Consider the following 16,465-nt stretch of genomic DNA (forward strand, 5'->3'; position numbering starts at 1 on the left):
AACGCCCGATGAAGTTCATCGGGCGTCGTTAAGGGGGTATCTTTACCAGCCGGATACCCTGGCAAAACCTGTCAACCTATAGCAGGACGGGTCAGGGCTTGGCGCTTAGCAAATTACGCTTGGACTACCCTGCCCCGCTCACTGAAGCCACCACCGCTTCAGATACAAAAAACCCGCCAATGGCGGGTTTTTGTTTTTGCCGATCCGGCGCACTCGCGTTATATGACGTGCCTTTTTTCTTGCGGCGTGGCGTGCTCGAGTTGCAATTCGCACGCCTCGGTCACGAGCAGGTCATTGTCTTTCGCGAAGTTGAGCACGAAGTCGAAGGCCATGGGTTCGATGTCCCGCAAGCGCGAATCGAGAATCACACACTTGAGGTCGCCGATCATGGTAGGCCGGACGTAAGACGAATACTGCATGTAGGCGTTCGGCCCCTTTTTCGCCCCTGGGCCGAAGCATGCCATCACGCCCGCAAGCCGCTCCGACCAGTCGCTCGGTCGGAACCGCTTTCCCTTCGACGTGATGCCCTGAATGAAAAATTCGGTTGGAGCTTCTTCGGCCATGTAGGAATACCTGTGTAACTGCCCAGCGGGATGACAGCAAAGCGGACGGCACGGCGACATGAACCGCGTGAGCTCGCCATGCCGGCGAGTCGCGCCACCAGAAACCGCCAGAGGCCGACTGAACTGCCTCGGCGCTGGTCATGACGGCACACCGCGTGAGGGCTTTCTGAGCCGCGCGAGCCGTGTCCCGCAAGCGAAATACCGACTTGCTGGGCTTTGGGATAACCGCAAGATTATAGCGCAGCGGACCTTTTTCCGCAGCGCACACAAGACTTGCCTGACACTTGCGAGCGGCTTTCAGACAGCTTGCCCGGCCTTTTAGCCGACTCGTCAAACGGGGCGAAATCCTTTATGCTGCATTGAGTTACCACAAACGACGGCGGCGCCGTCCGGCAATCCTGCCGGGTGAGACCGCCGTATTTGTTTCATGACCGCCAAGAAAATTCGCCACTATCTGCAGTTCAAGGATTTCTCGCTGGACGACTACGAGTACGTGCTCGAACGCGCGCGCATTCTGAAGCGCAAATTCAAGAGCTACGAGACTTATCACCCGCTGCACGATCGCACGCTGGCCATGATCTTCGAAAAGAATTCGACACGCACGCGCCTGTCGTTCGAAGCCGGCATTTTCCAGCTGGGCGGCCACGCGGTGTTCATGAGCACGCGCGACACCCAACTCGGCCGCGGCGAACCGATCGAAGACGCGGCGCAAGTCATCTCGCGCATGGTCGACATCATCATGATCCGCACGTTCGGCCAGGACATTCTCAAGCGCTTCGCCGAGAATTCGCGCGTGCCGGTGATCAACGGGCTGACCAACGAATATCACCCGTGCCAGGTGCTGGCGGACATTTTTACCTTCTTCGAGCATCGCGGCCCGATTCGCGGCAAGACCGTCGCATGGGTCGGCGACGCCAACAACATGCTGTACACGTGGATTGAAGCCGCGCAGATTCTCGGTTTCAAACTGCGCCTGTCAACGCCGCCCGGCTACAAGCTCGACCACACCATGGTCGCCGCGGAAAGCGCGCCGTTCTACGAAGAATTCGATGACCCGAACGAGGCCTGCGCAGGGGCCGATCTCGTCACGACCGACGTGTGGACCAGCATGGGCTTCGAAGCCGAAAACGAGGCGCGCAAGAAAGCCTTCGCCGACTGGTGCGTCGACGCCGACATGATGGCGCGCGCCAACGCCGACGCGCTATTCATGCACTGCCTACCCGCGCACCGCGGCGAGGAAGTCAGCGCCGAAGTCATCGACGGCCCGCAAAGCGTCGTGTGGGACGAAGCGGAAAATCGTCTGCACGTGCAAAAGGCCTTGATGGAATACCTGCTGCTCGGCAAGCTGAATCATTGAGCGAGCCGCTGCCCAGCACGTTTAGCAGCACTTGCGTGAAGCGCGACGGGGCCTTGAATACGAGGCAAGGCATCCACGTCAACGCCGCGCATCCGGCCGAATTTCAGGGCTTCATAAGAGCCCGGCCGACCCGCCGCGCAGCCCCGAAACCGCGGGCGCCTGGCGGTTTAGTGTCAAAATAGTGCCTTTTCCGCGCGCCGGAACCGCCGGCGCGCCTTGTTTTCCCGCTTTTTCCAGCTACGAGTTCACCATGAGCGATATCAAGAAAGTCGTGCTCGCCTATTCGGGCGGCCTCGACACCTCCGTCATCCTGAAGTGGTTGCAGGACAATTACGACGCCGAAGTCGTCACGTTCACGGCCGACATCGGCCAGGGCGAAGAGCTGGAACCGGCGCGCAAGAAAGCCCTGCAACTCGGCATCAAGCAGGACAACATCTTCATCGAAGACCTGCGCGAAGAATTCGTGCGCGACTACGTGTTCCCGATGTTCCGCGCCAACACGATCTATGAAGGCGAGTACCTGCTGGGCACGTCGATCGCGCGCCCGCTGATCGCCAAGCGTCAGATCGAGATCGCCCGTGCCACCGGCGCGCAAGCGGTGTCGCACGGTGCAACCGGCAAGGGTAACGACCAGGTTCGCTTCGAACTCGGCTACTACGCGCTGGAACCGGGCATCAAGGTGATCGCGCCGTGGCGTGAATGGGATCTGCTGTCGCGCGAAAAGCTGCTCGCTTATGCGGAAAAAGCCGGCATTCCGATCGAAATGAAGCACAAGCAAGGCGGCGCACCGTATTCGATGGACGCGAACCTGCTGCACATTTCGTTCGAAGGCCGTCACCTGGAAGACCCGAAAGCGGAAGCCGAAGCCGATATGTGGCGTTGGACCGTGTCGCCGGAACAGGCGCCGGACCAGGCTGAATTCCTCGATATCGAATACGAGCACGGCGATCCGGTGGCGATCAACGGCAAGCGTCTGTCGGCGGCGGAAATGCTGACCGAGCTGAACCGTCTGGGCGGCAAGCATGGCATCGGCCGTCTGGATCTGGTGGAAAACCGTTACGTCGGCATGAAGTCGCGCGGCTGCTATGAAACGCCGGGCGGCACGATCATGTTGAAGGCGCACCGCGGCATCGAGTCGATCACGCTCGACCGTGAAGTCGCTCACCTGAAAGACGATCTGATGGCCCGTTACGCATCGCTGATTTATAACGGCTACTGGTGGAGCCCGGAGCGCCGCGCGATCCAGGTGCTGATCGACCATACGCAAGAAAAGGTCAACGGCTGGGTGCGGGTCAAGCTGTACAAGGGCAGCGTGTCGGTTGTCGCGCGCGATTCGAAGGAAACGCTGTTCGACAAGACCATCGCCACGTTCGACGACGACGGCGGCGCGTACAACCAGGCCGACGCCGGCGGCTTCATCAAGCTGAATGCACTGCGTATGCGGATCGCGGAAAATGCCCGCCGTCAGCGTGACTGAGAGTCGGCATGTCGGCGCGGGCTAATTTCGCGTCAGCGGGGTTAAGCGCCGAAAGGTAGATGCAAAAAAGGCGCCAGGAGAAATCTCCCGGCGCCTTTTTCTTTTCCAGCTGCCGCGCTGAACCAGCGGCAACCCGACAACCGCTCACCCAATCACAAACAAACCGGCTCTGCTTCCAGCTCCACACCAAATCTCGCGAACACGTCGCGCTGCACCGCTTTAGCTAGCGCCAGCACCTCCGCGCCGCTCGCGCCGCCGCGATTCACCAGCACCAGCGCCTGCCTTTCGTGCACCGCCGCCGCACCCATTGCGCGCCCTTTCCAGCCGCATTGATCGATCAGCCAGCCTGCCGCGAGTTTCACTCGCCCATCGGCCTGGGGATAGGACACAACCTCCGGCGCCTTGAGCTTCAACGCCTCGAACTGCCGCGCTTCCACCACCGGATTCTTGAAGAAGCTGCCGGCGTTGCCAAGCTCCAGCGGATCCGGCAGCTTCGCGCGCCGCACCGCCACCACCGCATCGAAAATGGCCTGCGCGGTGGGCGGCACGTTGGCGTCGGCATGGCCGTTCGCCGCCAACGCTCGTGCCAGATCGGCGTAAGCGGCGCGGGGTTGCCAGGCCTTCGGCAGCCGGAACGTCACCGACGTAATCACGAAACGGTCACGCCCTTCCCGCTTGAAAAAACTGTCGCGGTAGCCGAACCGGCAAGCCTGTGCATCGAGCTCGACTGTCTCCCCCGTGGCCAGTTCCACCGCGCGCAGCGACGCGAAACGCTCGCCCATCTCCAACCCATACGCACCGATGTTCTGAATCGGCGCCGCGCCCACCGTGCCCGGAATCAACGCAAGGTTTTCAAGCCCGGGCAGCCCTTGCGCCAAGGTCCACGCTACGAACTCGTGCCACGGCTCACCGCCGGCCGCTTCGACGTACCATGCCGCGTCGTCCTCGCGCACGACACGGCGGCCGCGCAGCGCCACCAGCAGCACAACACCGCCGAAATCGCCGCTCAGCACCACGTTGCTGCCGCCGCCCAGCACCAGACGCGGCAAGCCGGCCGCGCGCGGGTCGCGCACCACCGCCATCAGTTGCTCCTCGCGCTCGATCCGGCACGCAAACTGCGCGCGAACGTCGAAGCCGAAGGTGTTGTGTGCCTTCAGCGAGTAGCCGGCCATGAACTCGGGGGATTCGGATTGGGACATCGAAATGAGAAGAGTGAACGTCGAATGAAACGACATTGGCCGCAGTCCGCGCGACAATGCACGGCAGCCTTGGGCAAAAGGGAACGGCGTCGGTAAAATGACGACCGGTCCGTGATTATAGCGAGTGCCCCGTGACCAGCCGACCGGCCGCGTCACGCACCGCAGCACTATTGGGAGAATGTAATGCCATCGTTTGACGTTGTCTGTGAAGCAGACATGATTGAAGTGAAGAACGCGATCGAGCAGTCCAACAAGGAAATCTCAACCCGCTTCGACTTCAAAGGGTCGGACGCGCGCGTCGAACACAAGGAAAGCGAAATCACCGCCTACGCGGACGATGACTTCAAGCTCGGCCAGGTGACCGACGTGCTGCTGTCCAAAATGGCCAAACGCAACGTGGACGTGCGCTTCCTCGACTACGGCAAGACCGAGAAGATTGGCGGCGACAAGGTCAAGCAGGTCATCAAGATCAAGAAGGGCGTGTCCGGCGACCTGTCGAAGAAGATCGTGCGCCTCGTCAAGGACAGCAAGATCAAGGTCCAGGCGAGCATTCAGGGCGACGCGGTGCGCATTACCGGCGGCAAGCGCGACGATCTGCAAAGCGTGATCGCGTTGTTGCGCAAGGACGTGACCGACACGCCGCTCGACTTCAACAACTTCCGCGACTGAGCGTCAGTGGTATGGATAGGTGCCTGGTGACCAGGCGCCTGTCTGACGCTGACGGCGCGGCTGGAGGCGCCGGCGGAGAGCGTGCGACGTCATCCAGTCACAACCCCGCATACCTCTCGGCCTCACCCTCAAGAATCATTCATTCCCCGCCGCCGGGCTCGCGGCAGCATCAGCTTTCTTCTTATCGCCGATCCGGCTTTCCTGACCGCGCATCAGTTTGGCGATATTGCCGCGATGACGCCACACCAGCAGCGTGCTCATCACCACGATGGCCAGCGCGATAATGTGCGGCCCGAACAGAAAACCGTCGAACAGCGGCGCGAACACCGCCGCGGCCAACGCGGCCAGCGACGAATAGCGCGTGAAGAACGCCACGATCAGCCAGGTGAGCAACGTGGCGATGCCGAGAACCGGATTGATCGCGAGCAGCACGCCCGCCGCGGTGGCCACGCCCTTACCGCCTTGGAAGCGGAAGAACACCGGATACAGGTGGCCGAGAAACACCGCGATCGACGCGATCGCCACCGACGTATCGTCGAGCCCCAAACGCGCGCCGAAGTGCACGACGACCCACACCGGCAGCCAGCCCTTGAAGGCGTCGCCGATTAACGTGAGAATCGCGGCCTTCTTGCTGCCACTGCGCAGCACGTTGGTGGCGCCCGGATTGCCCGAGCCGTAAGAGCGGGGGTCGTCGAGGCCCATCGCTTTACTCACGATCACGGCAAACGACAGCGAACCGATCAGGTAGGCAACGACAGCAACGATCAGGTTTTGCATCAAGGGACTCTTATAAGGATCGGCGGTCTGAAACTCGATACCCCAACCGCAACAGGGCACACAACATCGCACGCAGCCGCAAATGCAAGAGCAAAAGCAACGGACGACAAAGCGGCGCACATTCTACCCAACCCGCCCGCGCGGAAAACATTCAGGCAAACGTCAATCGACGCTCGCGCACTGAACCGCCTTCGCGGCCAGCAGATCGGTCAGCACCTTCGGCTCGATACTGACCAGAAAGCCGCGCCGGCCGCCGTTCAACCAGATCGTGTCCATCTCGAGAATGCTCGATTCCACGTACACGGGCATCGCCTTGCGCGTCCCGAACGGCGAGGTGCCGCCGATCAGATAGCCGGAATGCCGGTTCGCCACGTCGGGCTTGCACGGCTCGACGCGCTTCGCGCCGATCTGCCGCGCGAGGTTCTTGGTGCTGACGGTACGGTCGCCGTGCATCAGCACGATCAGCGGCTTGGCGTGTTCGTCTTCCATGACCAGCGTCTTCACGACATGATGTTCGTCCACGCCGAGCTGGCGCGCCGATTCGCCGGTGCCGCCGTGTTCGACATAATCGTAAGGATGTTCGCCGAACGTGACGCCATGGCGGCGCAGAAACTGCGTGGCCGGCGTTTCGGAGACGTGTCTGGATTTGCTCATCGGCGCATTGTAATGGCGAGTTTGCACAACGGCTATTTGCCGAACGGCCAATTGTGCGGGTCCGGCGATTGTGGCACGATCGTTCGCAAATCGTCCGGCGCACCGCACGCTGGGCACCGAATCGCTAACCGCAACCATGTTGCACGGAGACAGCGTTGAGCCTCGATTCCTCTCCCCGTTCCACGATCGATATCCCCGCCTTGCTCGCCACCCTGCCCGCGCGCATCGCCGAGATTCCGTCGCTCGCCGCCGCCCGCGATCCGCAGCATGTCGCGCTGATCGAAGATGCGCGCCGCCTCACGAGCGCGCAACTGCTGGCCGCCGTCGAAGCCGCCGCCGCGCTGCTGCGCGAATGGGGCGTGCGAGGCGGCGACCGCTTGATGATAGTCGCGGAAAACAGCATCGCGCAGATCGTGCTGCTGTTCGCCACGGCGAAACTGGACGCGTGGGCGCTGGTGTCGAACGCGCGCCTGTCCGCCGCGGAACTCGACTCAATCCGCGCGCACGCCCAGCCCCGCGTGGTCGCGTATGCGGTGGAAAGTTCGACGGATGCCCAGCAGCATGCCGTGCGTCACCAGGCCATCGCCGCGCCGGCGGTCACGCCGGACATCGGCGCGTGGTCATACACGGTCGACGCCAGCGTGCAGGCCGAGCCCGTCGAAGCCGCCAGCCACCGCCAATGCGCCGCGCTGATCTACACCACCGGCACCACTGGCGCACCGAAGGGGGTGATGCTGTCGCACCGCAATTTGCTGTTCATCGCGGCGGTGTCCAGCCGACTGCGCAAAGTCGGCCCTGACGACGTCGTCTACGCCGTGCTGCCCATCTCGCACGTGTACGGTTTCGCGTCGGTGTGTCTCGGTAGCCTGCACGCCGGTGCGACCTTGCGGCTCGTGCCGCGCTTCGCGCCGGAAGCGGTGCGGCGCGCGCTCGCCGACGAACGCGTGTCGATCTTCCAGGGCGTGCCGGCCATGCACGCCAAGCTGCTCGAACATCTGCAGACGCACGGCCATGGGTGGTCGGCGCCGCGTCTGCGCTTCGCGTACTCGGGCGGCTCGCCGCTCGACGCCGCGCTGAAGTCGCAGGTCGAAGCCGTCTACGGCCTGCCGCTGCACAACGGCTACGGCATGACCGAAAGCAGTCCGACCGTCTCGCACACCATGCTCGACCGGCCGCGTGGCGACTGCGCGGTCGGCGAGGTCATTCCGGGCGTCGAGGTGCGCTTCGTCGGACTCGACGGCGTCGATACCGCGCCCGGCGAGATCGGCGAATTGTGGGTGCGCGGTCCGAACGTGATGCTCGGCTATTACCGTAACCCCGAGCAAACGCGCGTCGCCGTGACCGAGGACGGCTGGCTCAAAACGGGCGATCTCGCGCGCCAGGACGCGGACGGCGCGCTGCATATCGTCGGGCGCAGCAAGGAGCTCATCATCCGCTCGGGCTTCAACGTGTATCCGGCCGAGGTCGAGCATGTGCTGAACGCGCATCCGCAGGTCGTGCAGTCGGCGGTGATCGGACGCGCGGTCGAGGGTAACGAGGAAGTGATCGCGTTCGTCGAATTGATCGCGGGCTCGACAGTGACGGCGACCGAGTTGATCGCGTGGTGCGGCGAGCGGCTCGCGCCGTACAAGCGGCCTGCCGAAGTAAAAATGTTGACCGCCTTACCGGCCGCGTCGACCGGCAAGATTCTCAAGCATCGTTTGCGCGAGTATCTCTGAAGCGAGACACGATGCGTCGCGGCAAGCGCACACCGCCTCACCCACGCGGATGATGCTCCGCATGGAGCGACTTCAACCGCTCACGCGCCACGTGCGTGTAAATCTGCGTGGTCGAGATGTCGGTATGCCCGAGCAGCAATTGCACGACGCGCAGATCGGCGCCATGGTTAAGCAGGTGCGTCGCGAACGCATGCCGCAACGTGTGCGGCGACAGCGGCGCATGCACGTTCGCCGCCACCGCATGCCGCTTGATGATGTTCCAGAACTGCTGACGCGTCATACCTTCCGCGCGGCTCGTCACGAACAGCGCGTCCGTGGCACGCGCGCCGAGCAGCGCCGGCCGCGCCTCGCGCAGATAACGTTCGATCCAGTTATGCGCCTCTTCACCGAACGGAATCAAGCGCTCCTTCGAACCCTTGCCCATCACGCGAACCACGCCTTCGTTCAGGCCCACTTCCACCGTCTTCAGCGTGACGAGTTCGGTGACCCGCAAGCCGCTCGCGTACATCAGTTCCAGCATCGTGCGGTCGCGCAGACCTAATGGCGTGGCGACATCGGGCGCGCCGAGCAGCGCTTCGACTTGTGCTTCGCTCAACGTCGACGGAAAACGCGGCGGCTGCTTCGCCGAGCGGATGCGCAGCGTCGGATCGACCTTCGCGCGATGTTCGCGCACCGCCCACGCGTAATAACGCCGAAACACCGAAAGCCGCCGGTTCGCCGACGTCGATTTGTCCTTCTGACGCGCGGCGCTATACGCGTTCAGATCGGCTTCGCCGGCGATATCGAGCGACGTGTTGCGGGTCTGCGCCAACCATTCGCAGAACAGCCGCAGATCGCGCCGGTACGCGTCGAGCGTGTTGCGCGACAGGCCGTGTTCGAGCCACAGCGCGTCGCAGAATGCGTCGATCGAGGCGGCGCTCGCCGTGAAGAGAGGCGACGCGAGGCTCGCGTCGTCAGCCAGGGTATCGCTCATGCGTAGGGAATGCCTTCATGCTTGAGAAGCCAGCGTTTGACGTTGCGAAAAAAGCCGTCGCCGGCATGATGCGCGAAGCCGCCGATGTCGCCCGAGCCGACCACCCGATGGCACGGAATCACGATCGGGAAATAGTTCGAGCCGCACGCCTGCCCGACCGCGCGCGGCACGCTGCCAACCTGCTTCGCCAGTTGTCCGTACGTCAGCACGACGCCCGGCGGAATCGCGCTGATGGCCTGCCAGACACGCTGCTGGAACGCAGTGCCGACCGGCGCGAGCGGTAATTCGAAAGTGGCGGATGCCTGCTCGAAATACCGTTCGATCTGCTCGACCGCCTGGCGAGCCAACAGCGAATCCGGCGCGACGTTCTCGATCGACTCCGGCAGATAGACGATCTCGCGCACGGCGTCGCCTTCGAGGCGAATGCCGACTTTGCCGAACGGCGCATCGATCACTGCGTTGAACATGATTGCCTGCTCCCTGACTGACGCGGCGTTGCGGGTTGAGAACGCGGAATGCCGCTACTTTACGCCGCTTCCAGAGCCCATTCCACATGCTCGCGCACCACCTCGGACGGGTCGTCGGCACGCAGCCTCAACGATTTGACAATGCGCTCGCGAGCCTCGGCACTCAAGCTTTCCGGCGACGCCGCACGCAACGCATTGCCCATCCCGACCGCGAGATTGCGCAACCAGCTTTCGTAACCGATGCGGCGAATCGCGCTGCCCTGCATGCGCGTATCGAAGTCGTCGGCGCTCCACGCAAACAGCTCGACGAGCGACGCCCGGTCCAGCCCATGCCGCACATCGAAATCGGCAACCGGCGCCGCCTGCGCGAACTTGTTCCACGGACACGCGAGCTGGCAATCGTCGCAGCCATACACGCGATTGCCGATCAACGGCCGCATGTCCACGGGAATACTGCCTTTCAATTCGATCGTGAGGTAAGAGATGCACAGCCGCGCGTCGACCTTATAGGGCGCCACGATCGCACCGGTCGGACACGCGTCGATGCAGCGCGTGCAACTGCCGCAATGCGCGCCGGGCGTTTCCGGCGCAACGTCGGGCGCGATCTCGGCGTCGGTCGGCAACGGCACGTCGACATAGATTTCGCCGAGGAAAAACAGCGAACCCGCATCGCGTTGCAGCAACAACGTGTGCTTGCCGCGCCAGCCGATGCCCGCCTTCTGCGCAAGTTCTACTTCAAGCACGGGCGCCGAATCGGTAAATACGCGGTAACCGAACGCGCCGATCTTGGCTTCGATTTTCTCGGCCAGATGTTGCAGACGGTTACGCATGACCTTGTGATAGTCGCGGCCGCGCGCATAGATCGACACCACCGCCGCCGACGGGTCCGCGAGCCGCGCCGCTTCGGCCGCACGCCAGTCCTGCATGAGTGGCGCAGTAAGCGGCGCGTCCTGCAAAGCGCTTTCGTGCGCCTTTCCGCTCAATGTCCGCGCGGGCAAATAGGCGATGCGCGCGGTAATCACACGTCGCGTACCGGCCACAAGCTCGGCCGGACGCGCGCGTTTCATACCGTGTTTCGCCATATAATCCATCTCGCCGTGACAACCCGCTTCCAGCCAGGCTGCGAGCGGCGCTTCGGCAGCGGAGAGGTCGGTGTCGCTAATCCCGATCGCCCCGAAACCCAGTTCACGGCCCCAACTTTTGATGTCGAGCGCAAGCGCATTCAGCGCCGCTTCATCGAAGGGACGCTCGGCACCCGCGTCGTCGCTAGACGCTGGCGTGCTGGAAACAGGGGACTCCGGACTTCGGTTCATCACGCCATTTTACGAGAATGCCTGTCAATCCCGATCACGCGATCCCATCGCCCGCCGCTGTCCTGCTCGAACGCACCTTCGCGCTCGCGGACGAAGCCGCCACGCTCGCCTTCGGCGCGCGCTTCGCGCAAGCGATCGAAAGCCTGCGCGGCATGCCTGGCGAAACGCGGCAAGCCGCGCCGGGCGCTGTCGGCGACACGGCTTTTCACGGGCTGCAGGTGCAACTCGTCGGCGATCTCGGTGCCGGCAAAACCACCCTCGTACGCTCGACCTTGCGCGGCCTCGGTCACACCGGCCGCGTGCGCAGTCCCACCTACACCCTCGTCGAACCCTACGAGCTCGAACGGCCCGCTGGGGAACTCACGCTCTATCACTTCGATCTGTATAGATTCACCGATCCGGCCGAATGGGCCGATGCGGGCTTTCGGGAATACTTCGACAGCGGCGCGGTCTGCCTCGTCGAATGGCCGCAACGCGCGGGGCGTCTGCTGGGCGTGCCGGATCTCGTCTTCACGCTCGAACTGGATCACACGGGCGAAGGCCGCGTACTCGTCGCACGCGCATATAGCGAATCAGGAAAGGCATGTCTCGAAAGATGTTGATCAAACCGTTCCGCTCGATCGAATCGGCGGCTACCGCCTCGCATAACTGGCGGCGTCGGCAGATTCTGTGCGCGGGCGCGTCCACGCTGATGCTCGGCCTCGTCGCACCGCGTCTTGCGTGGGCCAGCTCGGTGCTCGGCGTGCGGGTCTGGCCGGCGCGCGACTACACGCGCGTGACCATCGAATCCGATCAGCCGTTGCAGAACGCCCAGCAGTTGCTACAGGGACCGGACAGGCTGGTGGTCGATCTGAGCGGCCTCGATCTCGACCAGGCGCTGAAGGATCTGGTGTCGAAGATCACGCCGAACGATCCGCAGATCTCGTCGGTGCGGGTTGGCCAATATCAGCCGCACGTGGTGCGCATGGTGTTCGACCTGAAGGGTTCGGTTAAGCCGCAGGTGTTCACGCTGCCGCCGGTCGGCGCGTACAAGTACCGGCTGGTATTCGACCTGTATCCGGCGGTCGCGCCCGATCCGTTAATGGATCTGCTCGCGCAGACCGAACACAAGCAGCAGACGCTGAACGAAAACAGCGCGCCGCCCGCCACGCTGAGCGGCCCCGGCACCACGCCGCCCACCGCCGACAACAGCGAGGCGTTCTTCGAACGCTACGCGCAGAACGGCGGGGCGGGTGGCGCCGGTTCGTCGAACGGCGTGCCGCGGCCGCCGGTGCATGCCGCGCCCACGCCGATGCCGCCGATCATTGCCAAACAGGCCACGCCTACCGCGCCGGTCGCACCGCCTGCCGCGATCGCTCGCAATAAAGGCGGCAACAGCGCCGGCAACCTGGGCGACGACAACGGCGGCGACGACAACTACGCGTTCACCGCGCCGAAATCCGGCAAGAGCAACACGGTGCGTCTGTTGACCGTGGCGATCGATCCGGGCCATGGCGGCGAAGATCCGGGCGCGATCGGCAGTTCGGGCACGTACGAGAAACACGTCGCGCTCGACATCGCGAAGAAGCTGCGCGCGAAGATCGACGCGCAGCCGAACATGCGCTCCATGATGACGCGCGACGCCGACTTCTTCGTGCCGCTGAACGTGCGCGTGCAGAAGGCGCGACGCGTCGGTGCGGACCTGTTCGTGTCGATTCACGCGGACGCGTTCACCACGCCCGAGGCGAAGGGTTCGTCGGTGTTCGCGCTGTCCGACCACGGCGCGTCGAGCGCTGCGGCGCGCTGGATGGCGAACAAGGAGAACTCGTCGGATCAGATCGGCGGCATCAACATCAAGAGCGCCGACGCCAGCGTCAACCGCGCGCTGTTCGATATGTCGACCACCGCGCAGATTCGCGACTCGATGCGCTACGGCAACTTCGTGCTGAAGGAAATCGGCGGCATCAACAAGCTGCACAAAGGCTCGGTGGAACAGGCGGGGTTCGCCGTGCTGAAGGCGCCGGACATTCCGTCGATCCTCGTGGAGACGGCCTTCATCAGCAACCCGGATGAAGAGCGCCGTCTGAACGACGACGCGTATCGCGACAAGATGGCCGATGCGATCATGAACGGGATCAAGCGGTATTTCGCGGCGAATCCGCCGCTGGCGAAGAACCGCATGACATGATGACGGGTGGGGTGAGTGTCGCGCCGCATGACGTTCGCAAGTTCTCGCCCCTATCGACTGCCTGTCGAATGACACTGCGCTAAACGCGCAAGCAAAACGGCCGCCCTCACAAGAAGGCGGCCGTTTTCTTTTGCACGAGACAACCGCCCCGCGCTTCGGATTCCCGCAGCACCAAGCTGCGCCAAGCCGCGCCAGCCTGCGGCAAGGTGCGCCGAACCGTCGTCGTCACGCCCACCGCAGTAGAATCATCCATTAAGCAAAATCCCCACTCACTATTCCAGCCGAGCCTGCCCATGTCTTCCTCGATCAAAGCAGTTCTCAAACCGCATCTGCGCGACGTCGGCAGTCTGACCGTGCGGCGCGTGCTGCCCGCCGTGGCCGCGCGTCTGATCGGCCCGTTCATCTTCTTCGATCACATGGGTCCGGCCACGCTCGAACCCGGCGTCGGCCTCGACGTGCGTCCGCATCCGCATATCGGCCTCGCCACCGTCACGTATCTGTTCGAAGGCTCGGTCATGCATCGCGACAGCCTCGGCTCGCAGCAGAAGATCGTCCCCGGCGACGTCAACTGGATGACGGCGGGCCGCGGCATCGTCCATTCCGAACGCACGCCGGAAGAAGATCGCGCAACCGGCCTGACCATGCACGGCATCCAGACCTGGGTCGCGCTGCCGCTGGAAGACGAAGACATCGAGCCGTCGTTCTCGCATCATGCCGCCGAGACGCTGCCGGTCGTCGAGCGCAACGGCGTGACGCTGCGGGTGATCGCGGGCAACGCGTTCGGCGAGACCTCGCCGGTCGTCACGTTCTCCGGCACGCTATATGTCGCCGGTGAATTCGCGCCGGGCGGCGCCTTCGCACTGGAACCGGAACACGAGGAGCGTGGCGTCTATCTGGTGGAAGGCGATCTGGAAATCGACGGCACGCCGCTCGAAGTCGGCCAGATGGCCGTGCTCGCGCTCGACGAAACCGTCACGCTCGCCAGCACGCACGGTGCACGCGTGATGCTGCTCGGCGGCGAGAAGCTGGACGGCGAGCGCTTTATCGAGTGGAATTTCGTCGCCAGTTCGCGCGAGAAAATCGAGGCCGCGAAGTTGGCCTGGACTTATCAGGAAATGGGCAAGGTGCCGGGTGAGACGGAATGGATTCCGCTGCCGGAACGCAAGGGCGCCTGATCGGCAAGGAAGACTCGCCAGCATGTGGCGTATTGAATCCGCAGCGACCGGCCCCACTTAATGACAAACCGTTTTATCGACGAGGACGCAATGGACACCACTCTGGCCACTTTCGAACAGGACGTCATCACGGCGTCGACGCTGGCCCCCGTGCTGGTCGATTTCTGGGCGCCCTGGTGCGGCCCGTGCAAGACGCTCGGCCCGATGCTCGAAAAGCTCGAAGCCGAAGCCGCCGGCAAATGGAAGCTGGTGAAGGTGAACGTGGACGAAAACCAGGAACTGGCCGGGCACTTCCAGGTACGCAGCATTCCGCACGTCATGGCGTTTGCCGACGGCCGGCCGGTCGATCAGTTCGTCGGCGTGCTGCCTGAAGGTCAGCTGCGCGAGTTTATCGAGCGGCTGGTGCCGCAAGGCGCGGACGCGGCGCGTCTCGAAGCGCAAACCGCGCTGGACGAAGGCCGCCGCGACGACGCGTACGACGCGCTGCAAGCCGCCCTCGCCTACGACCCGGGTTTCGACGAAGCGCGCATGGACCGCATCGAAATGCTGCTCGAAGACAACCTGATCGACGAAGCCCGCAACGAAGTCGATCTGCTGTCGCCGAAAACCACGCAAGGCATCGACGCGCGTTTCAACGCGATCAAGACGCGGCTCGACGCCGTGGACGCCGCGGCGGACCTGCCGCCCACCGACGCGCTCGAAGCCAGGGTCGCCGCCGATCCTGCGGATCTCGAAGCACGCTTCGATCTGGCAAGCGCGCTGATTGCGCATCGTAAGTACGAAGGGGCGTTGGAACACCTGCTGGCAATCGTGCAACGCGATCGCACGTTCCGCGACGATATCGGCCGCAAGACGATGCTGTCGGTGTTCGATCTGGCCGCACATCAGCCGGAGCTGGTGTCGCAATGGCGGCGTAAGTTGAGCGCGTCGTTGTTTTAAACGAACCGCGCAATGCGCGCATGCGGTGGCGGCCTTGGCGGCCACCGCATTCGTCTTCAAACCACCGGGTTCTTCAAGCCGGCGCCTGTTTCCCCAACGCCCGCAACACATGCGCGGCGGCGGCAAATCCAAAGCTCGCGGTCACACACACGCTCGAGCCGAACCCCGCACAATTCAAACCGACCGGACCCACCGGCGACGTGCTCACGGGCTCCGTATCCACGTCGACATCGACGACGGCCACTTCCGGATAGATCAGCGGCTCGTCCGAATACACCGCGCTCACCTTGAACTTCGCTTTCGGCCCGCGCGGAAAACCATGCTGTTTTCGCAATTGCCCGCGCACCTTCGACAACAACGGGTCCTGGATCGTCAACGCAAGGTCGTCGATGCGAATGCGCGTCGGATCGAGTTGCCCACCCGCGCCGCCCACCGTAATCAACGGCTGATTCCGCTCGACGCACCACGCGATCAACGCGGTCTTGGTACGCACGCTGTCGATCGCATCGATCACGTAATCGAAACCGCCGCCAAGCGTCGCGGCGAAATTATCCGGCTCGACGAAGTCTTCGATCAGCCGCACGTCGCAATACGGATTGATCGCCGCGATGCGTTCGGCCATGGCTTCGACCTTCGGTTTTCCGTAGTTGCCGTCGAGCGCATGGATCTGCCGGTTAGTGTTGCTCTCGGCCACGTTGTCGAGATCGATCAGCGTCAGCGTGCCGACCGCGCTGCGCGCAAGCGCCTCGGCCACCCACGACCCCACGCCGCCGATACCGATCACCGCGACATGCGCGGCTTCGAATGCGACGAGCGCCGGCGCCCCATACAGACGGGCGATACCGCCGAAGCGCCGCGCGCGGTCGGCGGTTTCACTCCCGTCGAGGCTGGTAGTAAGATCGGATTGCGCGGTGGGGCTGGACATGGTGGCGGGGCTCGTTGGAATCAGGCGAAATCAGGCAAAACAGATAAAACGGCAATGCGCGAAGCTGATGCGTTCGCAGCCGGTATTTTGCC

The 16,465-nt window shown here is 63.5% G+C and carries 17 protein-coding genes; 8 read left to right on the forward strand and 9 right to left on the reverse strand.

Annotation, left to right across the window (positions count from 1 at the left end):
* Positions 1-218: 218 nt before the first annotated feature.
* A complete protein-coding gene (locus B0G83_RS20590) occupies positions 219-563 on the reverse strand; it encodes a DUF3579 domain-containing protein (RefSeq protein ID WP_105509267.1) in 345 nt (114 codons plus the stop codon).
* Positions 564-990: 427 nt separating this feature from the next.
* Here B0G83_RS20590 and argF point away from each other — a divergent pair, with 427 nt between their 5' ends.
* Both argF and B0G83_RS20600 read left to right on the forward strand, forming a co-directional pair.
* Positions 991-1,920 carry an ornithine carbamoyltransferase gene (gene argF, locus B0G83_RS20595; protein WP_105509268.1) on the forward strand — a complete coding sequence of 310 codons (930 nt, stop codon included), beginning with the start codon at positions 991-993 and terminating at the stop codon, positions 1,918-1,920.
* A 250-nt stretch (positions 1,921-2,170) separates the two neighbouring features.
* A complete protein-coding gene (locus tag B0G83_RS20600; protein ID WP_105509269.1) occupies positions 2,171-3,397 on the forward strand; it encodes an argininosuccinate synthase in 1,227 nt (408 codons plus the stop codon).
* Between the two features lie 152 nt (positions 3,398-3,549).
* Here the strand turns inward: B0G83_RS20600 and murB are convergent, their stop codons facing one another.
* Entirely contained in the window at positions 3,550-4,596 is a 1,047-nt protein-coding gene (gene murB, locus B0G83_RS20605; protein WP_105509541.1) for a UDP-N-acetylmuramate dehydrogenase, read from the reverse strand.
* 183 nt (positions 4,597-4,779) lie between these two features.
* Between murB and B0G83_RS20610 the strand changes: the two genes are divergently transcribed.
* Positions 4,780-5,265 (forward strand): YajQ family cyclic di-GMP-binding protein, encoded by a 486-nt coding sequence (locus tag B0G83_RS20610; RefSeq protein ID WP_105509270.1) that lies wholly within the window; start codon positions 4,780-4,782, stop codon positions 5,263-5,265.
* 135 nt (positions 5,266-5,400) lie between these two features.
* On the opposite strand, the gene plsY is transcribed toward B0G83_RS20610, so the two are convergent.
* The gene (gene plsY, locus B0G83_RS20615; protein WP_105509271.1) at positions 5,401-6,042 is read right to left on the reverse strand and encodes a glycerol-3-phosphate 1-O-acyltransferase PlsY; all 642 of its coding nucleotides are present in this window, start codon (positions 6,040-6,042) and stop codon (positions 5,401-5,403) included.
* A gap of 162 nt (positions 6,043-6,204) precedes the next feature.
* On the reverse strand, positions 6,205-6,696 hold the full coding sequence (gene ybaK, locus B0G83_RS20620) for a Cys-tRNA(Pro) deacylase (RefSeq protein WP_105509272.1): 492 nt from the start codon (positions 6,694-6,696) through the stop codon (positions 6,205-6,207).
* Between the two features lie 155 nt (positions 6,697-6,851).
* Between ybaK and B0G83_RS20625 the strand changes: the two genes are divergently transcribed.
* On the forward strand, positions 6,852-8,414 hold the full coding sequence (locus tag B0G83_RS20625) for a class I adenylate-forming enzyme family protein (protein WP_105509273.1): 1,563 nt from the start codon (positions 6,852-6,854) through the stop codon (positions 8,412-8,414).
* Positions 8,415-8,451: 37 nt separating this feature from the next.
* On the opposite strand, the gene xerD is transcribed toward B0G83_RS20625, so the two are convergent.
* The 3 genes from xerD to queG are packed head-to-tail and all read right to left on the reverse strand — an operon-like array spanning position 8,452 to position 11,167.
* Positions 8,452-9,387 (reverse strand): site-specific tyrosine recombinase XerD, encoded by a 936-nt coding sequence (gene xerD, locus B0G83_RS20630; RefSeq protein WP_105509274.1) that lies wholly within the window; start codon positions 9,385-9,387, stop codon positions 8,452-8,454.
* Complete coding sequence (locus B0G83_RS20635) at positions 9,384-9,854, reverse strand: methylated-DNA--[protein]-cysteine S-methyltransferase (RefSeq protein WP_105509275.1); 471 nt, start codon at positions 9,852-9,854, stop codon at positions 9,384-9,386. The genes xerD and B0G83_RS20635 overlap by 4 nt, the downstream gene beginning before the upstream one ends.
* A gap of 59 nt (positions 9,855-9,913) precedes the next feature.
* Positions 9,914-11,167 (reverse strand): tRNA epoxyqueuosine(34) reductase QueG, encoded by a 1,254-nt coding sequence (gene queG / locus B0G83_RS20640; RefSeq protein WP_105509276.1) that lies wholly within the window; start codon positions 11,165-11,167, stop codon positions 9,914-9,916.
* A gap of 17 nt (positions 11,168-11,184) precedes the next feature.
* On the opposite strand from queG, the gene tsaE reads away from it, so the two are divergent.
* Both tsaE and B0G83_RS20650 read left to right on the forward strand, forming a co-directional pair.
* Positions 11,185-11,769 (forward strand): tRNA (adenosine(37)-N6)-threonylcarbamoyltransferase complex ATPase subunit type 1 TsaE, encoded by a 585-nt coding sequence (gene tsaE, locus B0G83_RS20645; RefSeq protein ID WP_105509277.1) that lies wholly within the window; start codon positions 11,185-11,187, stop codon positions 11,767-11,769.
* Positions 11,751-13,334: an N-acetylmuramoyl-L-alanine amidase gene (locus B0G83_RS20650; protein ID WP_105509278.1), complete on the forward strand. Its 1,584-nt coding sequence runs from the start codon at positions 11,751-11,753 to the stop codon at positions 13,332-13,334. Before tsaE ends, B0G83_RS20650 begins: the two co-directional genes overlap by 19 nt.
* A gap of 106 nt (positions 13,335-13,440) precedes the next feature.
* Here the strand turns inward: B0G83_RS20650 and B0G83_RS38225 are convergent, their stop codons facing one another.
* On the reverse strand, positions 13,441-13,644 hold the full coding sequence (locus B0G83_RS38225) for a hypothetical protein (protein ID WP_146120268.1): 204 nt from the start codon (positions 13,642-13,644) through the stop codon (positions 13,441-13,443).
* On the opposite strand from B0G83_RS38225, the gene B0G83_RS20655 reads away from it, so the two are divergent.
* Positions 13,628-14,509: a pirin family protein gene (locus B0G83_RS20655; RefSeq protein WP_105509279.1), complete on the forward strand. Its 882-nt coding sequence runs from the start codon at positions 13,628-13,630 to the stop codon at positions 14,507-14,509. The genes B0G83_RS38225 and B0G83_RS20655 overlap by 17 nt on opposite strands.
* Positions 14,510-14,599: 90 nt before the next feature.
* Positions 14,600-15,448 (forward strand): thioredoxin, encoded by an 849-nt coding sequence (trxA, locus tag B0G83_RS20660; RefSeq protein ID WP_105509542.1) that lies wholly within the window; start codon positions 14,600-14,602, stop codon positions 15,446-15,448.
* Between the two features lie 73 nt (positions 15,449-15,521).
* Here trxA and tcdA read toward each other — a convergent pair whose 3' ends face one another.
* A complete protein-coding gene (gene tcdA / locus B0G83_RS20665) occupies positions 15,522-16,373 on the reverse strand; it encodes a tRNA cyclic N6-threonylcarbamoyladenosine(37) synthase TcdA (protein ID WP_105509280.1) in 852 nt (283 codons plus the stop codon).
* Positions 16,374-16,465: the final 92 nt, after the last annotated feature.

The organism is Paraburkholderia sp. BL21I4N1 (genome assembly GCF_002973525.1).
Taxonomy (GTDB): Bacteria; Pseudomonadota; Gammaproteobacteria; order Burkholderiales; family Burkholderiaceae; genus Paraburkholderia.

What these genes read in the sequence shown, in the direction of transcription:
- tcdA (WP_105509280.1), bottom strand. Translation starts at nt 16,373, where the DNA reads ATGTCCAGCCCCACCGCGCAATCCGATCTTACTACCAGCCTCGACGGG.
- B0G83_RS20600 (WP_105509269.1), top strand. Translation starts at nt 2,171, where the DNA reads ATGAGCGATATCAAGAAAGTCGTGCTCGCCTATTCGGGCGGCCTCGAC.
- B0G83_RS20650 (WP_105509278.1), top strand. Translation starts at nt 11,751, where the DNA reads ATGTCTCGAAAGATGTTGATCAAACCGTTCCGCTCGATCGAATCGGCG.
- murB (WP_105509541.1), bottom strand. Translation starts at nt 4,596, where the DNA reads ATGTCCCAATCCGAATCCCCCGAGTTCATGGCCGGCTACTCGCTGAAG.
- B0G83_RS20610 (WP_105509270.1), top strand. Translation starts at nt 4,780, where the DNA reads ATGCCATCGTTTGACGTTGTCTGTGAAGCAGACATGATTGAAGTGAAG.
- B0G83_RS20635 (WP_105509275.1), bottom strand. Translation starts at nt 9,854, where the DNA reads ATGTTCAACGCAGTGATCGATGCGCCGTTCGGCAAAGTCGGCATTCGC.
- argF (WP_105509268.1), top strand. Translation starts at nt 991, where the DNA reads ATGACCGCCAAGAAAATTCGCCACTATCTGCAGTTCAAGGATTTCTCG.
- tsaE (WP_105509277.1), top strand. Translation starts at nt 11,185, where the DNA reads ATGCCTGTCAATCCCGATCACGCGATCCCATCGCCCGCCGCTGTCCTG.
- xerD (WP_105509274.1), bottom strand. Translation starts at nt 9,387, where the DNA reads ATGAGCGATACCCTGGCTGACGACGCGAGCCTCGCGTCGCCTCTCTTC.
- B0G83_RS20590 (WP_105509267.1), bottom strand. Translation starts at nt 563, where the DNA reads ATGGCCGAAGAAGCTCCAACCGAATTTTTCATTCAGGGCATCACGTCG.
- ybaK (WP_105509272.1), bottom strand. Translation starts at nt 6,696, where the DNA reads ATGAGCAAATCCAGACACGTCTCCGAAACGCCGGCCACGCAGTTTCTG.
- queG (WP_105509276.1), bottom strand. Translation starts at nt 11,167, where the DNA reads ATGAACCGAAGTCCGGAGTCCCCTGTTTCCAGCACGCCAGCGTCTAGC.
- B0G83_RS20655 (WP_105509279.1), top strand. Translation starts at nt 13,628, where the DNA reads ATGTCTTCCTCGATCAAAGCAGTTCTCAAACCGCATCTGCGCGACGTC.
- plsY (WP_105509271.1), bottom strand. Translation starts at nt 6,042, where the DNA reads ATGCAAAACCTGATCGTTGCTGTCGTTGCCTACCTGATCGGTTCGCTG.
- trxA (WP_105509542.1), top strand. Translation starts at nt 14,600, where the DNA reads ATGGACACCACTCTGGCCACTTTCGAACAGGACGTCATCACGGCGTCG.